Source organism: Ferranicluibacter rubi, assembly GCF_011603255.1.
In the GTDB taxonomy this organism is placed as follows: domain Bacteria; phylum Pseudomonadota; class Alphaproteobacteria; order Rhizobiales; family Rhizobiaceae; genus Ferranicluibacter; species Ferranicluibacter rubi.
On record NZ_JAANCM010000008.1, the window covers coordinates 80838 to 96955 of the forward strand.

Genomic DNA, 16118 nt, shown 5'->3' on the forward strand with positions numbered 1-16118 from the left:
CCGGTTGCGCCAAGGCCGCCGATATGTTTGCCCCCGTTACGCGTCGGCTCACACCCGGCGGGGGAAGGCCTCGGCATCCGGGGCGTTGGCCCAGCTCTGCAGGGTTTGCCCTCCGTCGATCAACCAATCGACCCCGGTGACGTGACGCGCATCGTCGGAGGCGAGGAAGGCAATCGTGGCGGCCACGTCTTCCGGCTGGCCGATGCGACGCAAGGGAATGCGATCGGAAAACCGACGGATGCCGGCCTCATAGGCGGCATCGTCGCCGGCGGGGACGCCGAGCCGCGTCTCGATCACGCCGGGGCAAATCGCGTTGACACGGATCCCATAGGGTGCGGCATCCAGCGCGGCGACGCGGGTGAGGCCGACGATCGCATGCTTGGTCGACGCGTAGCCGGCGCCTCCGGCCAGCACGTCCCAGCCGGCCATGGATGAGCCCATGTTCACCACCGCGCCCTGAATCTTGGCCTCGATCATGACGGCGAGCGTTGCGCGCAGCACGTAGAAAATGCCGTTGAGATTGATGCCGACGATGCGGTGCCAGTCCTCGATCGCAAGCGCGTGGATGGGCGCGACCTTGCCCGAGATGCCTGCATTGTTGAACAGCACGTCGATGCGGCCGAAATGTGCGGCCACATCGCCCACCATCGCTGCTGCCGATGCAGGGTCACCCACATCGACGGCAAATGCCTTTGCTCTCTCACCGAACGCTGCGGCCAGCGCCTGGGCCTTGTCGAGGTCGATGTCGGCAACGGCCACGCGTGCGCCCTCGGCCATGAAACGGCGCACGGCGGCACTCCCGATGGCACCGGCAGCTCCGGTGACCAGCACGACCTTGTCTGCAAACCGCATCATTGCCACTCCTCTTGCGCGTTCAGTTCTCGAATACCGGATAATCCCGCCATGAATGGCGCGGCGCAAAACCAAGCTGCAACTGCGCGGCGGATGTGTCGATCAGCGCGGCAGAGCCATCGATCGGCTTGCGGATCGGCGTGCCCGGATAGGCTCTTTCGATGAGATCCGCGCTGGGGCAATCCATATAGCTGTCGGCGGCGCTGATGAACAAACGCGCGTGCCCGGTCACCGGCCGCTCCACGGCCGCCACGAAGGCCGCGGCGGCATCCCGCGCATCGAGATAGGCCCATAGATCGCGGGCGGCATCGGCGTGTAAACGGCGCGGACCGATGGCCGCGTGGAACGTCTCCGGCGTCTGGATCCACGGCATGCGCAGGCTGACGGCCGAGAAGGCGCCGCGTCGAACCATTGACTCGACCAGCTCCTCGCCGAGCCATTTTGTTGTCGCATAGACGTCCTGCGCACCGATCGGATGTGCTTCGTTGATCGGCAGGTAAACCGGCACGACCGGCGTCTCGAAAAAGGGAAATCCCAGCACGCTGAAGGATGAGGCATAGACGAACCGCCGAACATCACAAAGGCGTGCAGCCTCGACAGCGGCATACATCGCCGCCATGTTGATGCGGAACACGTCGGCCGCCGCCCGGCCTGTCGGGCGGGGAATGGCGGCGATATGGACAAGGGCATCCATGCCCTTGGCCAGTTGCGCCACCACCGCAAGCTCGCCAGCCTCGCCCGTGACATGAGACCAGCATGCACCTTCCGGTGGCGCGCTGACGTCGAGGCCGGTGACGGCATGGCCGCCTTCCATGAGGTTCGACGCGACATGACGACCGAGCAAGCCGCTCGAACCGGTCACCAGAATGCGGCTCATCGGGCAATCCCTCGGTTATCAAAACCGAAGGCAGGCCCAGGCTCACGAGGCTGCGAACAGGATTTCATGGAAACGCCGGCTCCTGGCTAGGGTCAATATCGTTGATGGTCAAACGATTAGGTCTCATCATACTGAGGATGTCAAGGTCGGTTTGTAGCACCGTTCCCTGTGAAAATTCTAGAGATAGCGGAACTCCGGATCGCCCGCCATCCGATGAAATAGCCGAGCAGGCTCTGATAAACCGCTTGACTTCATCGGCCTTCGATTGCTTGTTTGATCATCAATGAGTTTTACCATTGCCGATCCCCCCGCAACCCTGGAGACGCCCATGTCGCTCGACGTCTTTTCTGCACATCTCGAACAGCAGGATATCCGCTTGGATGGCAAGCGTAGTGCGCTGATCGTCATCGACATGATAAACGAGTTCTGCAAGCCGGGCGGCAAGATGGTGCTGCCCGGTTATGAGTCTCTGGTCGGGCCGCAACTGTCGCTGGTAGAGGCTGCCCGCGCGGCCGGAGCGCCGGTCATCTGGGTTCACGATGCGCACCGCCCGGGAATGCGGCATGAACGCGAATGGGCAAAGCGCACGCCGCATGGACTCGAAAACACCTGGGCGACCGAGATCATCGAGGATCTGGGGGCCCGACCTGATGACATCCACGTCACCAAGCGTCGATATTCCGCCTTCTTCCAGACGGATCTCGACCTGACGCTGAAGGATATGCAGCTCGACCAGCTGGTCATCTGCGGGGTCGTTACCAATATCTGCGTCCGGTCGACCGTGCATGACGCTTTCTTCAACGGATACGAGGTGGTCGTGCCGGCGGATGCCTGTGCTGCGACCGGACCGCGTGAACAGGAAAGCTCGCTCTACGACATCGCCACGCATTTCGGCATCGTTTCGGATACGCAGTCCGTCGTTGCTGCCTTCAGCAAGGGCGCCACGCTCACCAATATGATTGCGGCCTGACCACGCAGGAGGCGATGGCGACAGGACAGCGCGATTGCCCCCAAGACCTGCCTATCGAATGGAAGACCTTTTGAAGACGATCGATCCCATCTCTCCTGATCTCTCATCGCCGGACCAGAGCGACCAGCCCGCGGCCATCGAGCTTCCCGAACTGGGCCATGATGAAATCCAGGCCTATTACGCCCGTACGGGATACTCGCTGGAGCATCACGCGGCGCACTTGCTGCGGCGTGCGCACCAGCGGGCGACGGCCTGCTTTCAGGCGGTCATGCCCGGAGACGACCTGACGCCGACGCAGCTCGCTGCTCTGGCAACGCTTCTGAAACACGGCGCACTCTCCCAGAACCATCTTGGCCGCATGACGCAGATGGATCCATCCACGATCAGCCTGGTCGTCAAGGCGCTGATGAAGCGCGGACTGATCGCGCGCAAACGCTCGGATACCGACCAGCGCATGACGATGATTACGCTGACCAATGCCGGCGTACACTACACCTTGCCCCTGCTCGACCGCTCCATGCAGGTGGCGCGCCGGCTGCTGTCACCGCTCTCGCCCGGCGAGCAGGCAACGCTGCTCGATCTCCTGAACAGGGTTGGCGAGCCGGAAGCGGACTGACGACAGCCGATCTGCGCGCCGTGGACGCCGTAATGCCAAATTCTTATTGCCAAGCCCTGAGGAAATCCGACGATGCAGCCATCCTTCGACCGCCTTCTCATCCGGAACCTCGGGCTGGTGCTCACCGGCGATATCGCAGCGCCGATCGCAGATGCCGACGCCATTCTCGTCGAAGGCGGGCGGATTTCGGAGATCGGCCGCGCCTCCTCCATGGCGCTCCCGGACGATATCACGGTGATCGATGCCAAGGGCTCCGCCATCATGCCCGGCATGATCGACAATCATTCGCATCCTGTCATGGGTGACTGGACGCCGCGGCAGAACCAGCTTGGCTGGATCGACTCCACTCTGCATGGCGGTGTGACGACGCTGGTCTCGGCCGGCGAGGTGCATGTGCCCGGCCGTCCGAGGGACGTGGTCGGCGTCAAGGCGCTCGCCATCACGGCCCAGCGCGCCTTCAGCGCGTTTTCCCCGACGGGCATGAAGGTGCTCGCCGGCGCCCTGATTCTCGAGCACGGGCTGACTGAAGCGGACTTCGTCGAACTCGCGGCTGCCGGCGTCACGCTGGTCGGCGAGGTCGGCCTTGGGTCCGTCAAGGATGGCGCCACTGGCCGGCAGATGGTCGCCTGGGCACGGCAGAACGGCATGACCTCCATGACCCATGTGGGCGGCCATTCCATTCCCGGCTCGTCGCGCATCGGGGCGGAGACGGTGCTGGAAGTCGATGCCGATGTCGCCGCGCATCTAAATGGTGGCCCGACGTCTCTGCCGGAAGCCGAGCTGCGTCTCATCTGCGAGACGAGCACCCGCGGGCTCGAGATCGTCCACAACGGCAATATGCGCGCCGGTCTCTTCGTGCTCGATACCGTGCGGGATGTCGGGGCGCTTGACCGCCTGGTGCTCGGCACCGACGGCCCGGCCGGCTCCGGCGTCCAGCCGCTCGGCATGTTGCGGCTCGTGACCATGCTGGCGTCTCTCGGCAATCTCGCGCCGGAAATCGCGATCTGCCTCGCCACGGGCAATGTCGCGCGCCTGCGCGGCTTGACGGACCGTGGACGGATTGCGGTGGGTCTTGCAGCCGATCTCGTCTTCATCGATCAGGCCATGGGCGGTGCGGGCGACGGTGTTCTCGACAGCATGACGCTCGGCAACATGCCGGGTATCGGCATGATCCTGGTCGATGGCGTCCCCCGCATCACCCGCAGCCGCAACACGCCGCCATCCATTCTCGTGCCGGAGCTTCTGGTCGGCTGAAAGTATTGCGACATGCAAAGGCCGCGCTCCTGACGGGGCGCGGCCTTTGCATGTCGGTCATACCGAAGGTTCAGACCATGCCGTCCTTGCCGATGATCTTGTCCACCGTCAGGCCGCCGACGCGCGGGTGCGGCCGGCCGCTGTCGGTGACGGCGATCGCCACGGCGATCTCGTCGGCGCGGGGAGCATCGGGCAAGCGGACCTCCATGCCATCGAAATGGCTGCGCACCCGTGCGGCATCCTTGTGGCCGAGCGGGATATCGAAGTTTGCACCGGGCGCACCACGTTTCTTGGAGGAGGGGATGAGGGCAGCGCCGCCGCCCAGAACGGCGCGGAACGGTGCACCAAGCTCCGGGTGGATCAGGGCCGCTGCATGTTCCAGCTCACCATCCTCCCCGACGAGCACAGCCTTGCCGAAGCTTTCGATCTGCGACCCCTCGATCCCCAAAGCCGCCACAGCCCGCTCCGGCAGAATCTGCCCCAGCACCCGGCCGACGGCTTCGAGGGCTGAGAGATCCTCGACATAGCGACCGGCGAAGGGATTGCGGATGACGGCGACGGAGGCCGCGCGCCTTGTGGGTTTTTCGAGCTTTCGCCCGCCCTCGACCAACGTCTCTTCAACCACGGTGATGATGCGGCGCAGTCCGATGGTGTCGTTCGCGCTCATCGCAGGCCATCCTCGCCCTTGATTTCACTCGCCTTCAGGCCGCCCACGCGCGCATGGACGCGCGGACCGGTGGTCATCGCGAGGGCGAGCACCATCTCGTTTGCGCGCGGTGCGTCGCCGATGCCCACTTCGACCGCATCGAAATGGCTGCGGACGTAGGATGCGTTGATATGGGTGATCGGGACATCGAGGCGTGTGCCAGGCCCGCCGACCTTCTTGGTCGAGGGAACGATGGCCCGGGCATCGCCCAGCAGTTCGCGCATGGAATAGCCGCCCGGATTATGCCAAAGGGCTGCATGTTCCAGCTCTCCGGCCGATCCGACGATCGCGCCCTTGCCGTAGCCTTCGACGACTGCGGGATCGCCGCCGAGCGCATCGATGAGGCGGCGCGCCATCTCCAGGCCCAGCGGCTTCAGGTCATCCATGAAAAACGAGATGTCCTCGACATAGGCGCCGGCAAACGGGTTCTCGATGACCGCGAGAACGGAGGCGCGCCGGAGAGGCGTGCCCACGACTGGGCCTCCCTCATGGAAGATCTCATCCACGGAAACGACGAATTTGCGTACGACCACGTCTGCCATGTACCTCTCCATATTTGTTAGAGTAGTAACAATCCATCACGCCCATGCGTTGTCAAGGGAGGTCGGGTAGAAACCCGATCGCATGCGCCTTGTGATGTTGCGGAGCGATGCAATTCAACGATTCTGACTTGCAATGCAGCAAGATGAAAAAAGCGTCAGAAAGCGATTGACAAGATTTGGAAGTCGACACAGTATTCGTATGACCATCAACTAATGTGGCATCAAGACCGGGTGATGGATCTGCCGAGAAGGCTACCAGAGGGAAAGAACCAAAATGAAGATTTTTGCCCGCTTCTTAGCGGCCGGCGTCGTGCTGGCTGCATCCGCCCTTCCGTCGGTCGCTGCCGAGAAGGTGCATATCGCTGCGATCTCCGGCTATTTCGCGCAAGGGTTCGGCATTTCCATCGTCAACGGCCTGAACAAGGCCAAGGACGATTTCGGCATCGACCTCAAGCTTGTCGATACCGGCAACCGGGCGCTCGATTATGAGGAGCAGTTCGCCAACCTCGCAAAGAGCGGCCAGTACGACCTGATCTTCGTCATGGGCTGGGAACTGGTGGATGCCCTGCAGAAGGTCGGCGCGCAATATCCCAACCAGCGCTTCGTCTTCATCGACGGCGTGCTCGACGCGAAGACGATGGTCTACGCGAATTTTGCCGAAGAGCAGGGCTCGTTCATCGCTGGAGCACTCGCAGGGCTGGTCGAGGACATGGGGCCTGAATTCGACAAGATCGGCGACGGCAAGGCGATCGGCTTCGTCGGCGGCCGCGACATTCCCGTCATCCGCAACTTTCTGGGCGGTTACGAGCAGGGCGCGAAATATGCAGCGCCAGACGTGAAGGTGAACTCGGTCTTCGCCGGTACCTTCGACGATCCGGCAAAGGGCAGCGAACTGGCCATGGCACTCTACGGGCAGGGTGCAGACATCGTCTACAACGTCGCGGGACCGACGGGCGAGGGCGTGATGCAGGCGAGTGCCGCCGCCGACAAATATTCGCTCGGCGTCGATATCGATATGTGCTCCAGTGCACCCGGCAACGTGCTGGCCAGCATGCTGAAGCGCGGCGACGTCGCCGTCTACGCCATCATCAAGGACGAGGTGGAGGGCCGCAAGGTTACGCCGGGAACGCGCACCTTCGATCTCGCCTCCGGCGGCGTCGAGGTGAAGGTCTGCGACGATGTCGCGGCGAAGCTCCCCGCCGCGATCAAGGACAAGCTGGAGACCATCCGCATGGATGTCATCGCCGGCAAGATCCAGATCGCCCGCGCGAAGTAAGACGGTCCGGCGTGGGTGCGGACGAACTCCTCCGTCCACGCTGCCGTTCACGACGGTAAGGGCGACGCAATCTCGCGTCGTCTGCTCGGCGAAGGCGTGTTGACGGCTGTCAACGCTAGCCGTCCGGCTGTCGTTCTTCGATGAAATCCTCGTATCTTCTTCTCCTGCCTCGGTATGCCTCATGGACCTTGCCGTCGATCTTTCCGGAATCACCAAGCGCTTCGGCGCCTTCACCGCCAATGACGGCATCGATCTCGCCGTCCGTCGCGGCGAAATCCATGCGATCATCGGCGAAAACGGCGCCGGTAAGACGACACTGATGAACATCCTGTTCGGCCTGCTGCAGCCGGATGCGGGCAGCATCTCGATCGGCGGCAAGACCATGCTGATCGACAGTCCGGCAGTGGCGATCAACGAGGGGCTCGGCATGGTGCACCAGCACTTCAAGCTGGTGCCGTCGCTGACCGTGGCCGACAATATCTTTCTCGGCATGGAAATCCGCAGGAACGGGCTCATCGACCGTGCAGCCCAGGTGGAGCGCACCCGCGTCCTCTCGGAGAAGTTCGGCCTGCGGGTCGATCCGCAGGAGCGGGTTGCGGGACTTTCGGTCGGCATCGAGCAGCGCATCGAAATCTTGAAGGTGCTGGCGCGCAACGCCCGTACCATCATCCTCGACGAACCCACGGCCGTCCTCACGCCCCAGGAGAGCCGCGACCTGTTCCAGACGCTGCGCAGCTTCGTGGACGACGGCATGACGGTGATCTTCATCTCGCACCATCTCGAGGAGGTGATGGCGGTGTCGGATACGGTTACGGTGCTGCGCGACGGTCGCGTCGTCGCCACCAAACCGAAGAATGCGCTCACCAAGCGGGAGCTTGTGCGTCTCATGGTCGGCCGCGACGTCAGTTTCGACCGGCGTCCCAGGACCCGGAACGAAGGCGCTGTGGCGCTTGAGGTCACCGACCTCTGGGCGCGGGACGACCGGCGGTTGACGGCATTGAAGTCGGTGGATCTCACCGTTCGCGCCGGGGAGATCGTCGGCATTGCCGGGGTCGCCGGCAACGGACAGACGGAACTCGCGGAGGTTCTCTCTGGGCTTCGGCCTGCCAGCCACGGCCGCGCGCAGCTCCACGGCCACGATATCCTCGACCGGACGCCGGCCGAGATCCGCAACCGCGGGCTTGCCCATGTCCCGGGCGACCGCATGGTGCGCGGTGTCGATCGGAATGCGTCGCTGTCGGCCAACATGCTGATGGGGCGCCAGAACAAAGAGCCATTCGCCCGCCTCGGCGTGATTGACTGGACGGCGGTGCATGGCGCGATGCGCGCGCTGATCCAGCGTTTCGACATCCGCGCCCGCGGGCCGAAGGATCCGGCGCGCAGCCTGTCCGGCGGCAACATCCAGAAGGTCGTGCTGGCCCGGGAGTTCACCGCCGGCGGCGATATGCTTCTCATCGACCAGCCGACCCGCGGCGTCGATATCGGCGCACAGGAGGCGATCCACGACGAGATCATGCGCCAGCGGGCCGATGGCCGCGCGATCCTTCTGATCTCCACCCAGCTCGACGAGCTGAAGGCGCTGGCCGACCGGATTCTCGTGATGTTCGACGGCCGGATCATGGGCGCGGTCGATGGTGCCGAAATGGACGAAGACGCAATCGGACTGATGATGGCCGGGATCGACCCGGCAGACCTGACGGAGGCCTCATGACGAACCGCCTGCTCTTCCCTAGGCTCTTCTCAAAAGGGCTGGCGCGAACGCTGGCGGGCCAGGCGCTCGCCTTCGCCATCGCGCTCGCGCTGGGTGCCATCATCATTCTCATGATCGACGAAAGCCCGGTCGCCGTCTTCATGACGCTGATGCGCGGTGCCTTTGGCGATGCGGAGAAGATCGCCAGCACCCTGCTGCAGACGACGCCGATTCTCATCTGCGGCATCGCGGCCTGCATCGCCCTTCGCGGCGGCATGTTTAATGTCGGCATCGAAGGACAGCTCTTTCTCGGCGGGTTCGCCGCCGCCTGGGTGGGGTTCGCCTTCGCACTGCCGCCCGTGCTGCACGTGCTTGCCGCGATGACGCTGGCGGTGGTCGCTGGTGCGCTCTGGATCGCGATTCCCGCCTTCTTCCGCGTGCGCTTCGGCACCAACGAGGTGGTGTCCACGATTTTGGCCAATTACATCGCGACACTGCTCACCTCCTATCTCACCATCTTCCTGTTCAAGCGCCCAGGCGGATGGTCGGAAACGCCGCCGATCCTGACGAGCGCCTACCTGCCGGAACTCTTCTCCTTCTCGCGGCTCAACATCGGCCTTCTCATCGGCCTGGCGCTCGCCGTCGGCGTCGCCGCCTTCTTCCGCTGGACCTCCGCCGGCTATGCCGTGACCATGGTCGGCTCCGCGCCCAAGTTCGCGGAATATGGCGGTGTCAGCGTGCGCCGCGTCGGCTTCGGCGTCCTCCTTGTTTCCGGGGCCGTGGGCGGCCTTGCCGGTGGTGTCGAGACGCTCGGTGTGCATCACCGGTTCATGGAAGGCTTTGCGCCCGGCTTCGGCTTCGACGGGCTCATCGCGGCCCTGCTCGCCAACGGCTCGCCCATCGGTACCATCTTCACGGCGCTGTTCTTCGGCGCGCTGCGTGCTGGTTCCCTGCTGCTCGAGGTGGATACGACAGCCTCGCGCGAAATCATCACGGTCATCCAGGCGCTGATCATCCTGGCGGTTTCCGCCGATCTCATGATGCGCCGACGCGGCGACCGCACGGGAGAGCGCCGATGGAAATTCTGAGCAACCTGTTCAACGTCGCTTTGCTGGTCGCGATGATCCGCACCACGACGCCGATCCTGCTGGTGGCGCTGGGCGGCTCGTTCACCACCAAGGCTGGGATCTTCAACATCGGGCTGGAAGGCCAGATGCTGATCGCCGCTTTCTTCGCCGTCGTCGGCTCGATCTGGACGGGCTCGTCGGTGGGCGGCATGGTTATCGGCGTTGCCGCGGCCCTCGTCTTCGCCCTCATCTATGCCGTCCTCGTCGTAAGCTTCCGGGCAAACGAGGTTGTTGTGGGGTTGGCGCTCAACATCCTTGCCGGCGGTATGACCGTGTCTCTCCTGAAGGCGATCTTCGGGACGCGCGGCTCCGTGGTTGGGCGCGGCATCGTCGGCCTGCCCAAGGTGCAGATCCCCGGCGCGCGCGATCTGCTCGGACCCTCGACCGCGCAGCTGATCTCCGGTTACACGCCACTTGTCTACGTCGCCTTCTTCGCCGTGCCGCTCCTCATCCTCTTCTACAACCGCACCCGGCTCGGCCTTTACATCCGCGTGGTCGGTGAGAAGCCGGAGGCAGCCGAGGCGCTCGGCATCTCGATCGTGCGGATTCGCTACGCGGCATCGCTGCTCTGCGGCCTTTTTGCCGGACTGGCCGGCGCCCACATGTCGCTCGGCTACATCACGATGTTCACCGAGAACATGTCCTCCGGGCGCGGATTCATGGCGGTCGCGATCCTGATCTTCTCGGGCGGCGACCCGCTGAAAGTGCTGGCCGGCTGCCTGCTGTTCGGCTTCGCCGATGCCTTCTCGCTCCGGCTCCAGACCTTCGGCTTCCCGTCCTATCTGGTTCTGGCCGTGCCATATGCCGTGGCGCTCGTCGCCCTGTTCGCGCTCTCCTGGCGCGCACGGCCAAAGCGCATCCGCGAGACGGTCGAGACCATTCGCCGCGCTTTGTCCGTCTATCCCTCGGGGGAAGCTGGCCGCGACGCGCCGCTTCCCCGTTACTGAAAACCCGAGACCTCGAAGGCTTCCCATGCAGCGCATCATCCTCGACGTGGATTCCGCCGGCGACGACATTCTCGCCGTGCTGTTCGCCGCCGCCCATCCGGACATCAAGCTGGAGGGCGTGACGACCGTCACCGGCGCCGCCGGCCCGATCAAACAGGTCACCGACGTCGTGCTGAACACGCTGTCGCTGGCCGGTCGTGACGATATTCCGGTGCATGCCGGCGCCTGGCGGCCGATCGTCGGCCATGCCAAGGCGGCCATGGAAGCGCCCGTCCATTTCGAAAAACGGCTGACGGCCCGCTTCGGCGATCGGCTGAAGACCTTCAATCCTCCGGCGCCCGAGCCCCGCCGCAAGGCAAACCCCGGCCATGCGGTGGATTTCATCATCGACATGGCAAAGGCCAACCCGGGCGAGATTACGCTGGTGACGACGGGGCCGACGACCAATGCAGCGCTCGCGATCCTGCAGGAACCGGCGTTGCCGTCGCTTCTGAAGAACATGCTGGTGCTCGGCGGCAACTTCACCACGCCCGGCAACATGACGCCGCTGTCGGAGTACAATATCTGGGCGGATCCGGAGGCGTCGCGCATCGTGCTCAACGCCGATGTCGACAAGATCCTCGTGCCGCTCGATATCTGCGAGGACAACCGCGTGGCCGACAGCATGCTGACGCGCGACGACATCGCGGACATGGCCTCGATCGGGGCGGACAATGCCGTTGTGGATATGATCGGAGAGGTGTTTCCGATCTACATCGATATCTGGCGCGAGTTCTTCGGGCTGGTCGGATTTCCCATGGATGATGTCATTACTGTCGCGCTGGCCTTCGCGCCGGATCTCGTGACGACGACGGCGCCGCTCTTTGCCGATGTCGTCATCGATAAGGGCGTGGCGCGGGGGCAGGTGGTGGCCTATCGCGGCCACCAGATCCTGCCCGGCGGTGACGGCCCGAAGACGACCCGCATTGCCACCGGCCTCGATGGCCGCCGTTTCCTTTCGATCTTCAAGACCACCATGGCGCGCTACGCCCGCGCCGGCGATCTTGGCACTGCAGCCTGAAGGACCGTTTCCGATGCCGACACCCATCCTCTACGACTGCGACCCCGGCCACGACGACGCCATCGCCCTCGTCATGGCGCACCGCTCGCCCGATATCGAACTTCTGGGCGTGACCACCACCTGCGGCAATGCCGAACTCGACAAGACCACCTCGAACGCCATTCGCATCCTCGACTTCATCGGTGCGGGTGACGTGCCGGTTGCGGCCGGCTGCATTCGCCCGCTCGCCCGTCCGCTGGTGCTGGGAACGGCAGATGGCCCGAGCGGTCTCGAGGGTTCTCCCTACCTGCCCATGCCGCAACGCGAACCCCTGGCGCAACATGCCGTCGATTTCCTCGCCGAACGGCTTGCGGCGGCGCCAGAGCCGATCATCGTGGTGGCGACCGGGCCGCTGAGCAATATCGGCCTCCTTGTTCTCAAGCATCCGGAGGTGCTGCCGAAGATCAAGGAGCTGATCTGGATGGGCGGCGTGTTCTATCGCAAGAGCGAGATCATCACGCCCACCGAATTCAACGCCTTCTGCGATCCCGAAGCTGTCCGGCTTGTGCTCGACAGCGGCGTGCCCGTCACCATGGTCGGGCTGGATGTGACCATGCAGGTTCTGGTCGAAGCGGAGCAATATGCGGAGCTTGCGACCATCGACACCGAACTCGGCAGGCTCGTCATGGACTGGCTGCGCTTCTACGAGAAGCTGCATCGCAACTCCATGGGCGTCGGCGGCGCGATGCACGATCCCCTGGCGCTGGCGCTGGTGATCGACCCGACGCTGGTGCGCACCAGGCCCGCCCATATCGGCGTCGATCTCGACGGCACCTTTGCCTTCGGCGCGACGGTCGCCGATTTCTGGAAGGAACGCGGTGAGCCCGACAATGCGCGGATCGCCTATGAGGTGGACAGCGACCGCTTCTTCAAGCTGATGTTCGATCTGTTGCGCGATGCACCGCTGGATCCGTGATCTCCGTCGGTGCATCCTCCCGAGGATGCGATAGTGAGGAGCGGGGACAGCATCGGTGTCTTATGATCTTGCCATCATCGGCGGCGGCATCGTCGGGATTTCCACGGCGCTGGAAATATCGACCCGCTGGCCCGGGCTTTCCGTCGTCGTGCTGGAAAAGGAGGTCGAGGTTGCGACCCACCAGACCGGGCGCAACAGCGGCGTCATCCACGCGGGGGTCTATTATCAACCGGGAAGCCTGAAGGCGCGTTTCTGCAAGGAAGGCGTCGAGGCGACGATCGATTTCTGCCGCGAGCATGGCATTCCGTTCGAGCAGTGCGGAAAGATGCTCGTGGCGACCGCCCCTGACGAGATGCCGCGTCTTGCCGCGCTGGAGGACCGATGCCGACAGAACGGCCTGCCGGTGGAACGGCTGGACGCCGCGGAGCTTGTCCGGCGCGAACCGCATATCCGCGGCGTCGGGGCGCTGTTCGTGCCGACCAGCGGCATTGTCGATTACGGTCTGATCGCCCGTACGATGGCCGGAATCCTCATCGACAGAGGCGTCGAAATCCGCACCGGCGCTAGCGTGGAGACCTTGCGCGAGGAGGCAGATGGCGTTCGTATCCAGTTTCCGCAGGAAGAGATTCGCGCCCGGCACGTCATCGCCTGCGCCGGCATCATGGCCGACAGGCTGGCCCGGCTTTGTGGCCTCGAACTCGACTTCCGCATTGTGCCTTTCCGTGGTGAGTATTACCGGTTGGGTGCCGACAAGGACCGCATTGTCAACCATCTGATCTACCCGATCCCGGACCCCGCGCTGCCGTTTCTGGGCGTCCACCTCACGAAGATGATCGGCGGCTATGTGACGGTGGGGCCGAATGCGGTTTTCGCCTTCGCGCGGGAGGGCTACCGGTTTTCCGATGTCAACGTCCGCGACCTCAAAGAGATGATCGCCTATCCTGGTTTTCGTCGCCTGGTGCGCAACAATCTTCGATCCGGCCTGTCGGAAATGGGCAATTCGCTCAGCAAGCGCCGCTACCTCGCGCTTTGCAGGAGATACTGCCCGGAATTGCAGCTCGATGACCTCAAGCCCTACCGGCCCGGCATCCGCGCGCAGGCGGTTCTCGCCGACGGCAGCCTCGTCCATGATTTCCTGATCCGCGAAACCCGCAAAACCATCCATGTCTGCAACGCTCCGTCTCCCGCCGCAACATCGGCGATGCCGATCGCCCGCGATCTCGCGGATCGCGCTGCCGTGCTGTTCGGATGGCGGGCAGGGGGTAAAAGGGTCTAGGCGAACCTCTTCTTTCACGGGGAGCGACATGGCACATTCCACAGCAATGCTGTTCGAGCCGACTGTCCAAGGTGGTGGCGTCGGAACGAATTCTTCCTGTCGATTGAACGCTCGAACGACCACCTTCAGAATTGATCCTGGATCACTCAAGATGTCTCGAACGGGACGTTATGCATTCGCTTGTATCGGGGTTGGTGCCCGCCATGATTTCAAGCACGAGAGCTCTCTTTGAAGCTCCGCTCGATGCGAAGCTTTTATCTCGAATATTATCACCGTCCGAATTCATGCCGAGAAATGCTTGCTTGGTGCTAACGGTATTATTCCGGCATGCAATCTTGCGGCCACCGGTCATCCTTGAATTGGATCCACCTTGAATATTCCCATCTGGACGAAGCCCGCGCTCAACGGCGCGGTCGTCGGTGCTGTCGCCATGGCCGTCATCGGCTTTACGTGGGGTGGCTGGGTCACCGGCGGTACGTCGCGCAAGAACTCTGCGACAGAGACGTCGTTCGGTGTCGCGACAGCCCTGACCCCGTATTGCGTCGAAAAATCCAAGGCTGATCCGCTCTCCGCCGCCGTCATGACCGAACTGAAGGCTGCCGGAAGTTATGCGAGAGATGGTATCGTCGAAAAGGCCGGCTGGGCGACGCCGCTGGGCACTGACCAACCGAACAGGGATCTGGCCAGATCCTGCCAGATCGAGATCAGCAAGACACTGTGATGTACCCGCCGGCCGCCGATAACCCACGGCGGCCGTCATCGACATCTGTTCGATAGCATCGGTGCACCCATTCGCCGAGGTGACGAGGCTTGGCCGTTTCGGTCCGGATCTCTGCAAAACCAACCCATGCCAACATCGATGCGCCAGCGCCCGGACCATCCGCGGCGGTGCAGCCCATCTCCCGTGACCCTTGGTCACTCGTCCAGAAAGGATCTATCATGACGACTATTCGCAATGGCGCGTCTTCCATGACATGCGACAGGCCACAGGCTTCGCGATCGGCGTTTTCCAGCTGCACGCCCGGTGTTCTGCGATGATCGGATATCTGATCCTCGTTCATCGCTTTCCTGACCAGTTCAAACGTCTTTTCAAGGCCATATACGATCCTCGCAACAGTTATGTGGTGCATGTCGATAAAAACTCCGGCGCAGCGCTGGAGACCGAGATCCGCGGCTTTCTGCAGCAGTATCCGAACGCAGAGGTCATGGAGGGACATGCAGCCTTGTGGGGAGGGTACAGTCTTGTCGAAGCCGAACTTCGCGGGATGCAGCACCTCCTGGCGATGGATCGAAACTGGAGCCACTTCATCAATCTGAGCGGCCAGGACTTCCCCCTGAAAACCCAGTCGCACATCATGGCTCACCTGCGCGCGCATCCAGACCGCGAATACATCAAGGTTCTCGATCAGAAGAAAGTGCGTCCCGACACGATGCGTCGCATCGGGGAGTTCGTCATCGAGAGGGGTGGCCAGATCGAACAAACGCTGAAGATGCGGCCCTTCATCGACGGTGCGACGCCGTATATCGGAAACCAGTGGATGATCGTCAGCCGAGCCTTCTGCGACTTCGTCTGCAATGACGGTCGGGCCGATCCCTATAAGGACTTCTACCGCAACACCTTCATTGCCGACGAGGGCTTTTTCCAGACGGTCATGATGAACACCCCTGTGCACGGCGAGATCGTCAACGACGACCTGCGGATGATCGATTGGGTGGCGGACGGCGACATCAAGTTGCGTCCGAGGACCTATGTTCGCAAGGATGCTGCGGCTTTGAAGGCAAGCCATGATTTCTTCGCGCGGAAATTCGAACAGGATGTCGATGGCGATATCCTGTCGATCCTTGAGGCACATCTGCTCACGCAGACGCTCCGCCCCGCCGGCGAGCCCGAGTTCGTATCCGCGAGCGCCGCCTAGATCGTAGTCAAACCGCTAAGGATATGGGCCGCCCGGTTTGACCAACCTGGTTAT

17 protein-coding genes are annotated in these 16118 nt (G+C 63.2%); 12 read left to right on the forward strand and 5 right to left on the reverse strand.

Going from position 1 to position 16118, the window contains the following annotated elements; translation table 11 throughout:
- Nucleotides 1-48 precede the first annotated feature (48 nt).
- On the reverse strand, nucleotides 49-855 hold the full coding sequence (locus G8E10_RS16005) for an SDR family NAD(P)-dependent oxidoreductase (RefSeq protein WP_110801408.1): 807 nt from the start codon (nucleotides 853-855) through the stop codon (nucleotides 49-51).
- A 19-nt stretch (nucleotides 856-874) separates the two neighbouring features.
- On the reverse strand, nucleotides 875-1729 hold the full coding sequence (locus tag G8E10_RS16010; protein ID WP_110801407.1) for an NAD-dependent epimerase/dehydratase family protein: 855 nt from the start codon (nucleotides 1727-1729) through the stop codon (nucleotides 875-877).
- A 328-nt stretch (nucleotides 1730-2057) separates the two neighbouring features.
- Between G8E10_RS16010 and G8E10_RS16015 the strand changes: the two genes are divergently transcribed.
- The 3 genes from G8E10_RS16015 (at nucleotide 2058) to G8E10_RS16025 (ending at nucleotide 4569) form a co-directional block, all read left to right on the forward strand.
- On the forward strand, nucleotides 2058-2699 hold the full coding sequence (locus G8E10_RS16015) for a cysteine hydrolase family protein (RefSeq protein WP_110801406.1): 642 nt from the start codon (nucleotides 2058-2060) through the stop codon (nucleotides 2697-2699).
- Nucleotides 2700-2769: 70 nt separating this feature from the next.
- The gene (locus tag G8E10_RS16020; protein ID WP_245420116.1) at nucleotides 2770-3315 is read left to right on the forward strand and encodes a MarR family winged helix-turn-helix transcriptional regulator; all 546 of its coding nucleotides are present in this window, start codon (nucleotides 2770-2772) and stop codon (nucleotides 3313-3315) included.
- Nucleotides 3316-3387: 72 nt separating this feature from the next.
- Nucleotides 3388-4569: an amidohydrolase family protein gene (locus tag G8E10_RS16025; RefSeq protein ID WP_110801404.1), complete on the forward strand. Its 1182-nt coding sequence runs from the start codon at nucleotides 3388-3390 to the stop codon at nucleotides 4567-4569.
- A 70-nt stretch (nucleotides 4570-4639) separates the two neighbouring features.
- Here G8E10_RS16025 and G8E10_RS16030 read toward each other — a convergent pair whose 3' ends face one another.
- Both G8E10_RS16030 and G8E10_RS16035 read right to left on the reverse strand, forming a co-directional pair.
- Nucleotides 4640-5236, reverse strand: coding sequence for an amino acid synthesis family protein (locus G8E10_RS16030; protein ID WP_167129990.1), 597 nt, complete (start codon nucleotides 5234-5236; stop codon nucleotides 4640-4642).
- Nucleotides 5233-5817: an amino acid synthesis family protein gene (locus G8E10_RS16035; RefSeq protein ID WP_110801402.1), complete on the reverse strand. Its 585-nt coding sequence runs from the start codon at nucleotides 5815-5817 to the stop codon at nucleotides 5233-5235. The genes G8E10_RS16030 and G8E10_RS16035 overlap by 4 nt, the downstream gene beginning before the upstream one ends.
- A gap of 274 nt (nucleotides 5818-6091) precedes the next feature.
- On the opposite strand from G8E10_RS16035, the gene G8E10_RS16040 reads away from it, so the two are divergent.
- The 8 genes from G8E10_RS16040 (at nucleotide 6092) to G8E10_RS16075 (ending at nucleotide 14869) form a co-directional block, all read left to right on the forward strand.
- Nucleotides 6092-7093: a BMP family lipoprotein gene (locus G8E10_RS16040; protein ID WP_110801401.1), complete on the forward strand. Its 1002-nt coding sequence runs from the start codon at nucleotides 6092-6094 to the stop codon at nucleotides 7091-7093.
- A gap of 181 nt (nucleotides 7094-7274) precedes the next feature.
- Nucleotides 7275-8804: an ABC transporter ATP-binding protein gene (locus tag G8E10_RS16045; protein ID WP_110801400.1), complete on the forward strand. Its 1530-nt coding sequence runs from the start codon at nucleotides 7275-7277 to the stop codon at nucleotides 8802-8804.
- Nucleotides 8801-9871 carry an ABC transporter permease gene (locus G8E10_RS16050; RefSeq protein ID WP_110801399.1) on the forward strand — a complete coding sequence of 357 codons (1071 nt, stop codon included), beginning with the start codon at nucleotides 8801-8803 and terminating at the stop codon, nucleotides 9869-9871. The genes G8E10_RS16045 and G8E10_RS16050 overlap by 4 nt, the downstream gene beginning before the upstream one ends.
- A complete protein-coding gene (locus tag G8E10_RS16055) occupies nucleotides 9859-10857 on the forward strand; it encodes an ABC transporter permease (protein ID WP_167129991.1) in 999 nt (332 codons plus the stop codon). Before G8E10_RS16050 ends, G8E10_RS16055 begins: the two co-directional genes overlap by 13 nt.
- Before the next feature lie 25 nt (nucleotides 10858-10882).
- Nucleotides 10883-11917 carry a nucleoside hydrolase gene (locus G8E10_RS16060; RefSeq protein WP_110801397.1) on the forward strand — a complete coding sequence of 345 codons (1035 nt, stop codon included), beginning with the start codon at nucleotides 10883-10885 and terminating at the stop codon, nucleotides 11915-11917.
- A gap of 13 nt (nucleotides 11918-11930) precedes the next feature.
- Nucleotides 11931-12872: a nucleoside hydrolase gene (locus G8E10_RS16065; RefSeq protein WP_110807756.1), complete on the forward strand. Its 942-nt coding sequence runs from the start codon at nucleotides 11931-11933 to the stop codon at nucleotides 12870-12872.
- A gap of 55 nt (nucleotides 12873-12927) precedes the next feature.
- A complete protein-coding gene (lhgO, locus tag G8E10_RS16070) occupies nucleotides 12928-14148 on the forward strand; it encodes an L-2-hydroxyglutarate oxidase (protein ID WP_110801395.1) in 1221 nt (406 codons plus the stop codon).
- 370 nt (nucleotides 14149-14518) lie between these two features.
- Nucleotides 14519-14869: a hypothetical protein gene (locus G8E10_RS16075; protein WP_245420115.1), complete on the forward strand. Its 351-nt coding sequence runs from the start codon at nucleotides 14519-14521 to the stop codon at nucleotides 14867-14869.
- On the opposite strand, the gene G8E10_RS16080 is transcribed toward G8E10_RS16075, so the two are convergent.
- Complete coding sequence (locus G8E10_RS16080) at nucleotides 14853-15209, reverse strand: hypothetical protein (RefSeq protein ID WP_132664949.1); 357 nt, start codon at nucleotides 15207-15209, stop codon at nucleotides 14853-14855. The genes G8E10_RS16075 and G8E10_RS16080 overlap by 17 nt on opposite strands.
- Here G8E10_RS16080 and G8E10_RS16085 point away from each other — a divergent pair.
- On the forward strand, nucleotides 15183-16064 hold the full coding sequence (locus G8E10_RS16085; protein WP_110801477.1) for a beta-1,6-N-acetylglucosaminyltransferase: 882 nt from the start codon (nucleotides 15183-15185) through the stop codon (nucleotides 16062-16064). The genes G8E10_RS16080 and G8E10_RS16085 overlap by 27 nt on opposite strands.
- Nucleotides 16065-16118 lie beyond the last annotated feature (54 nt).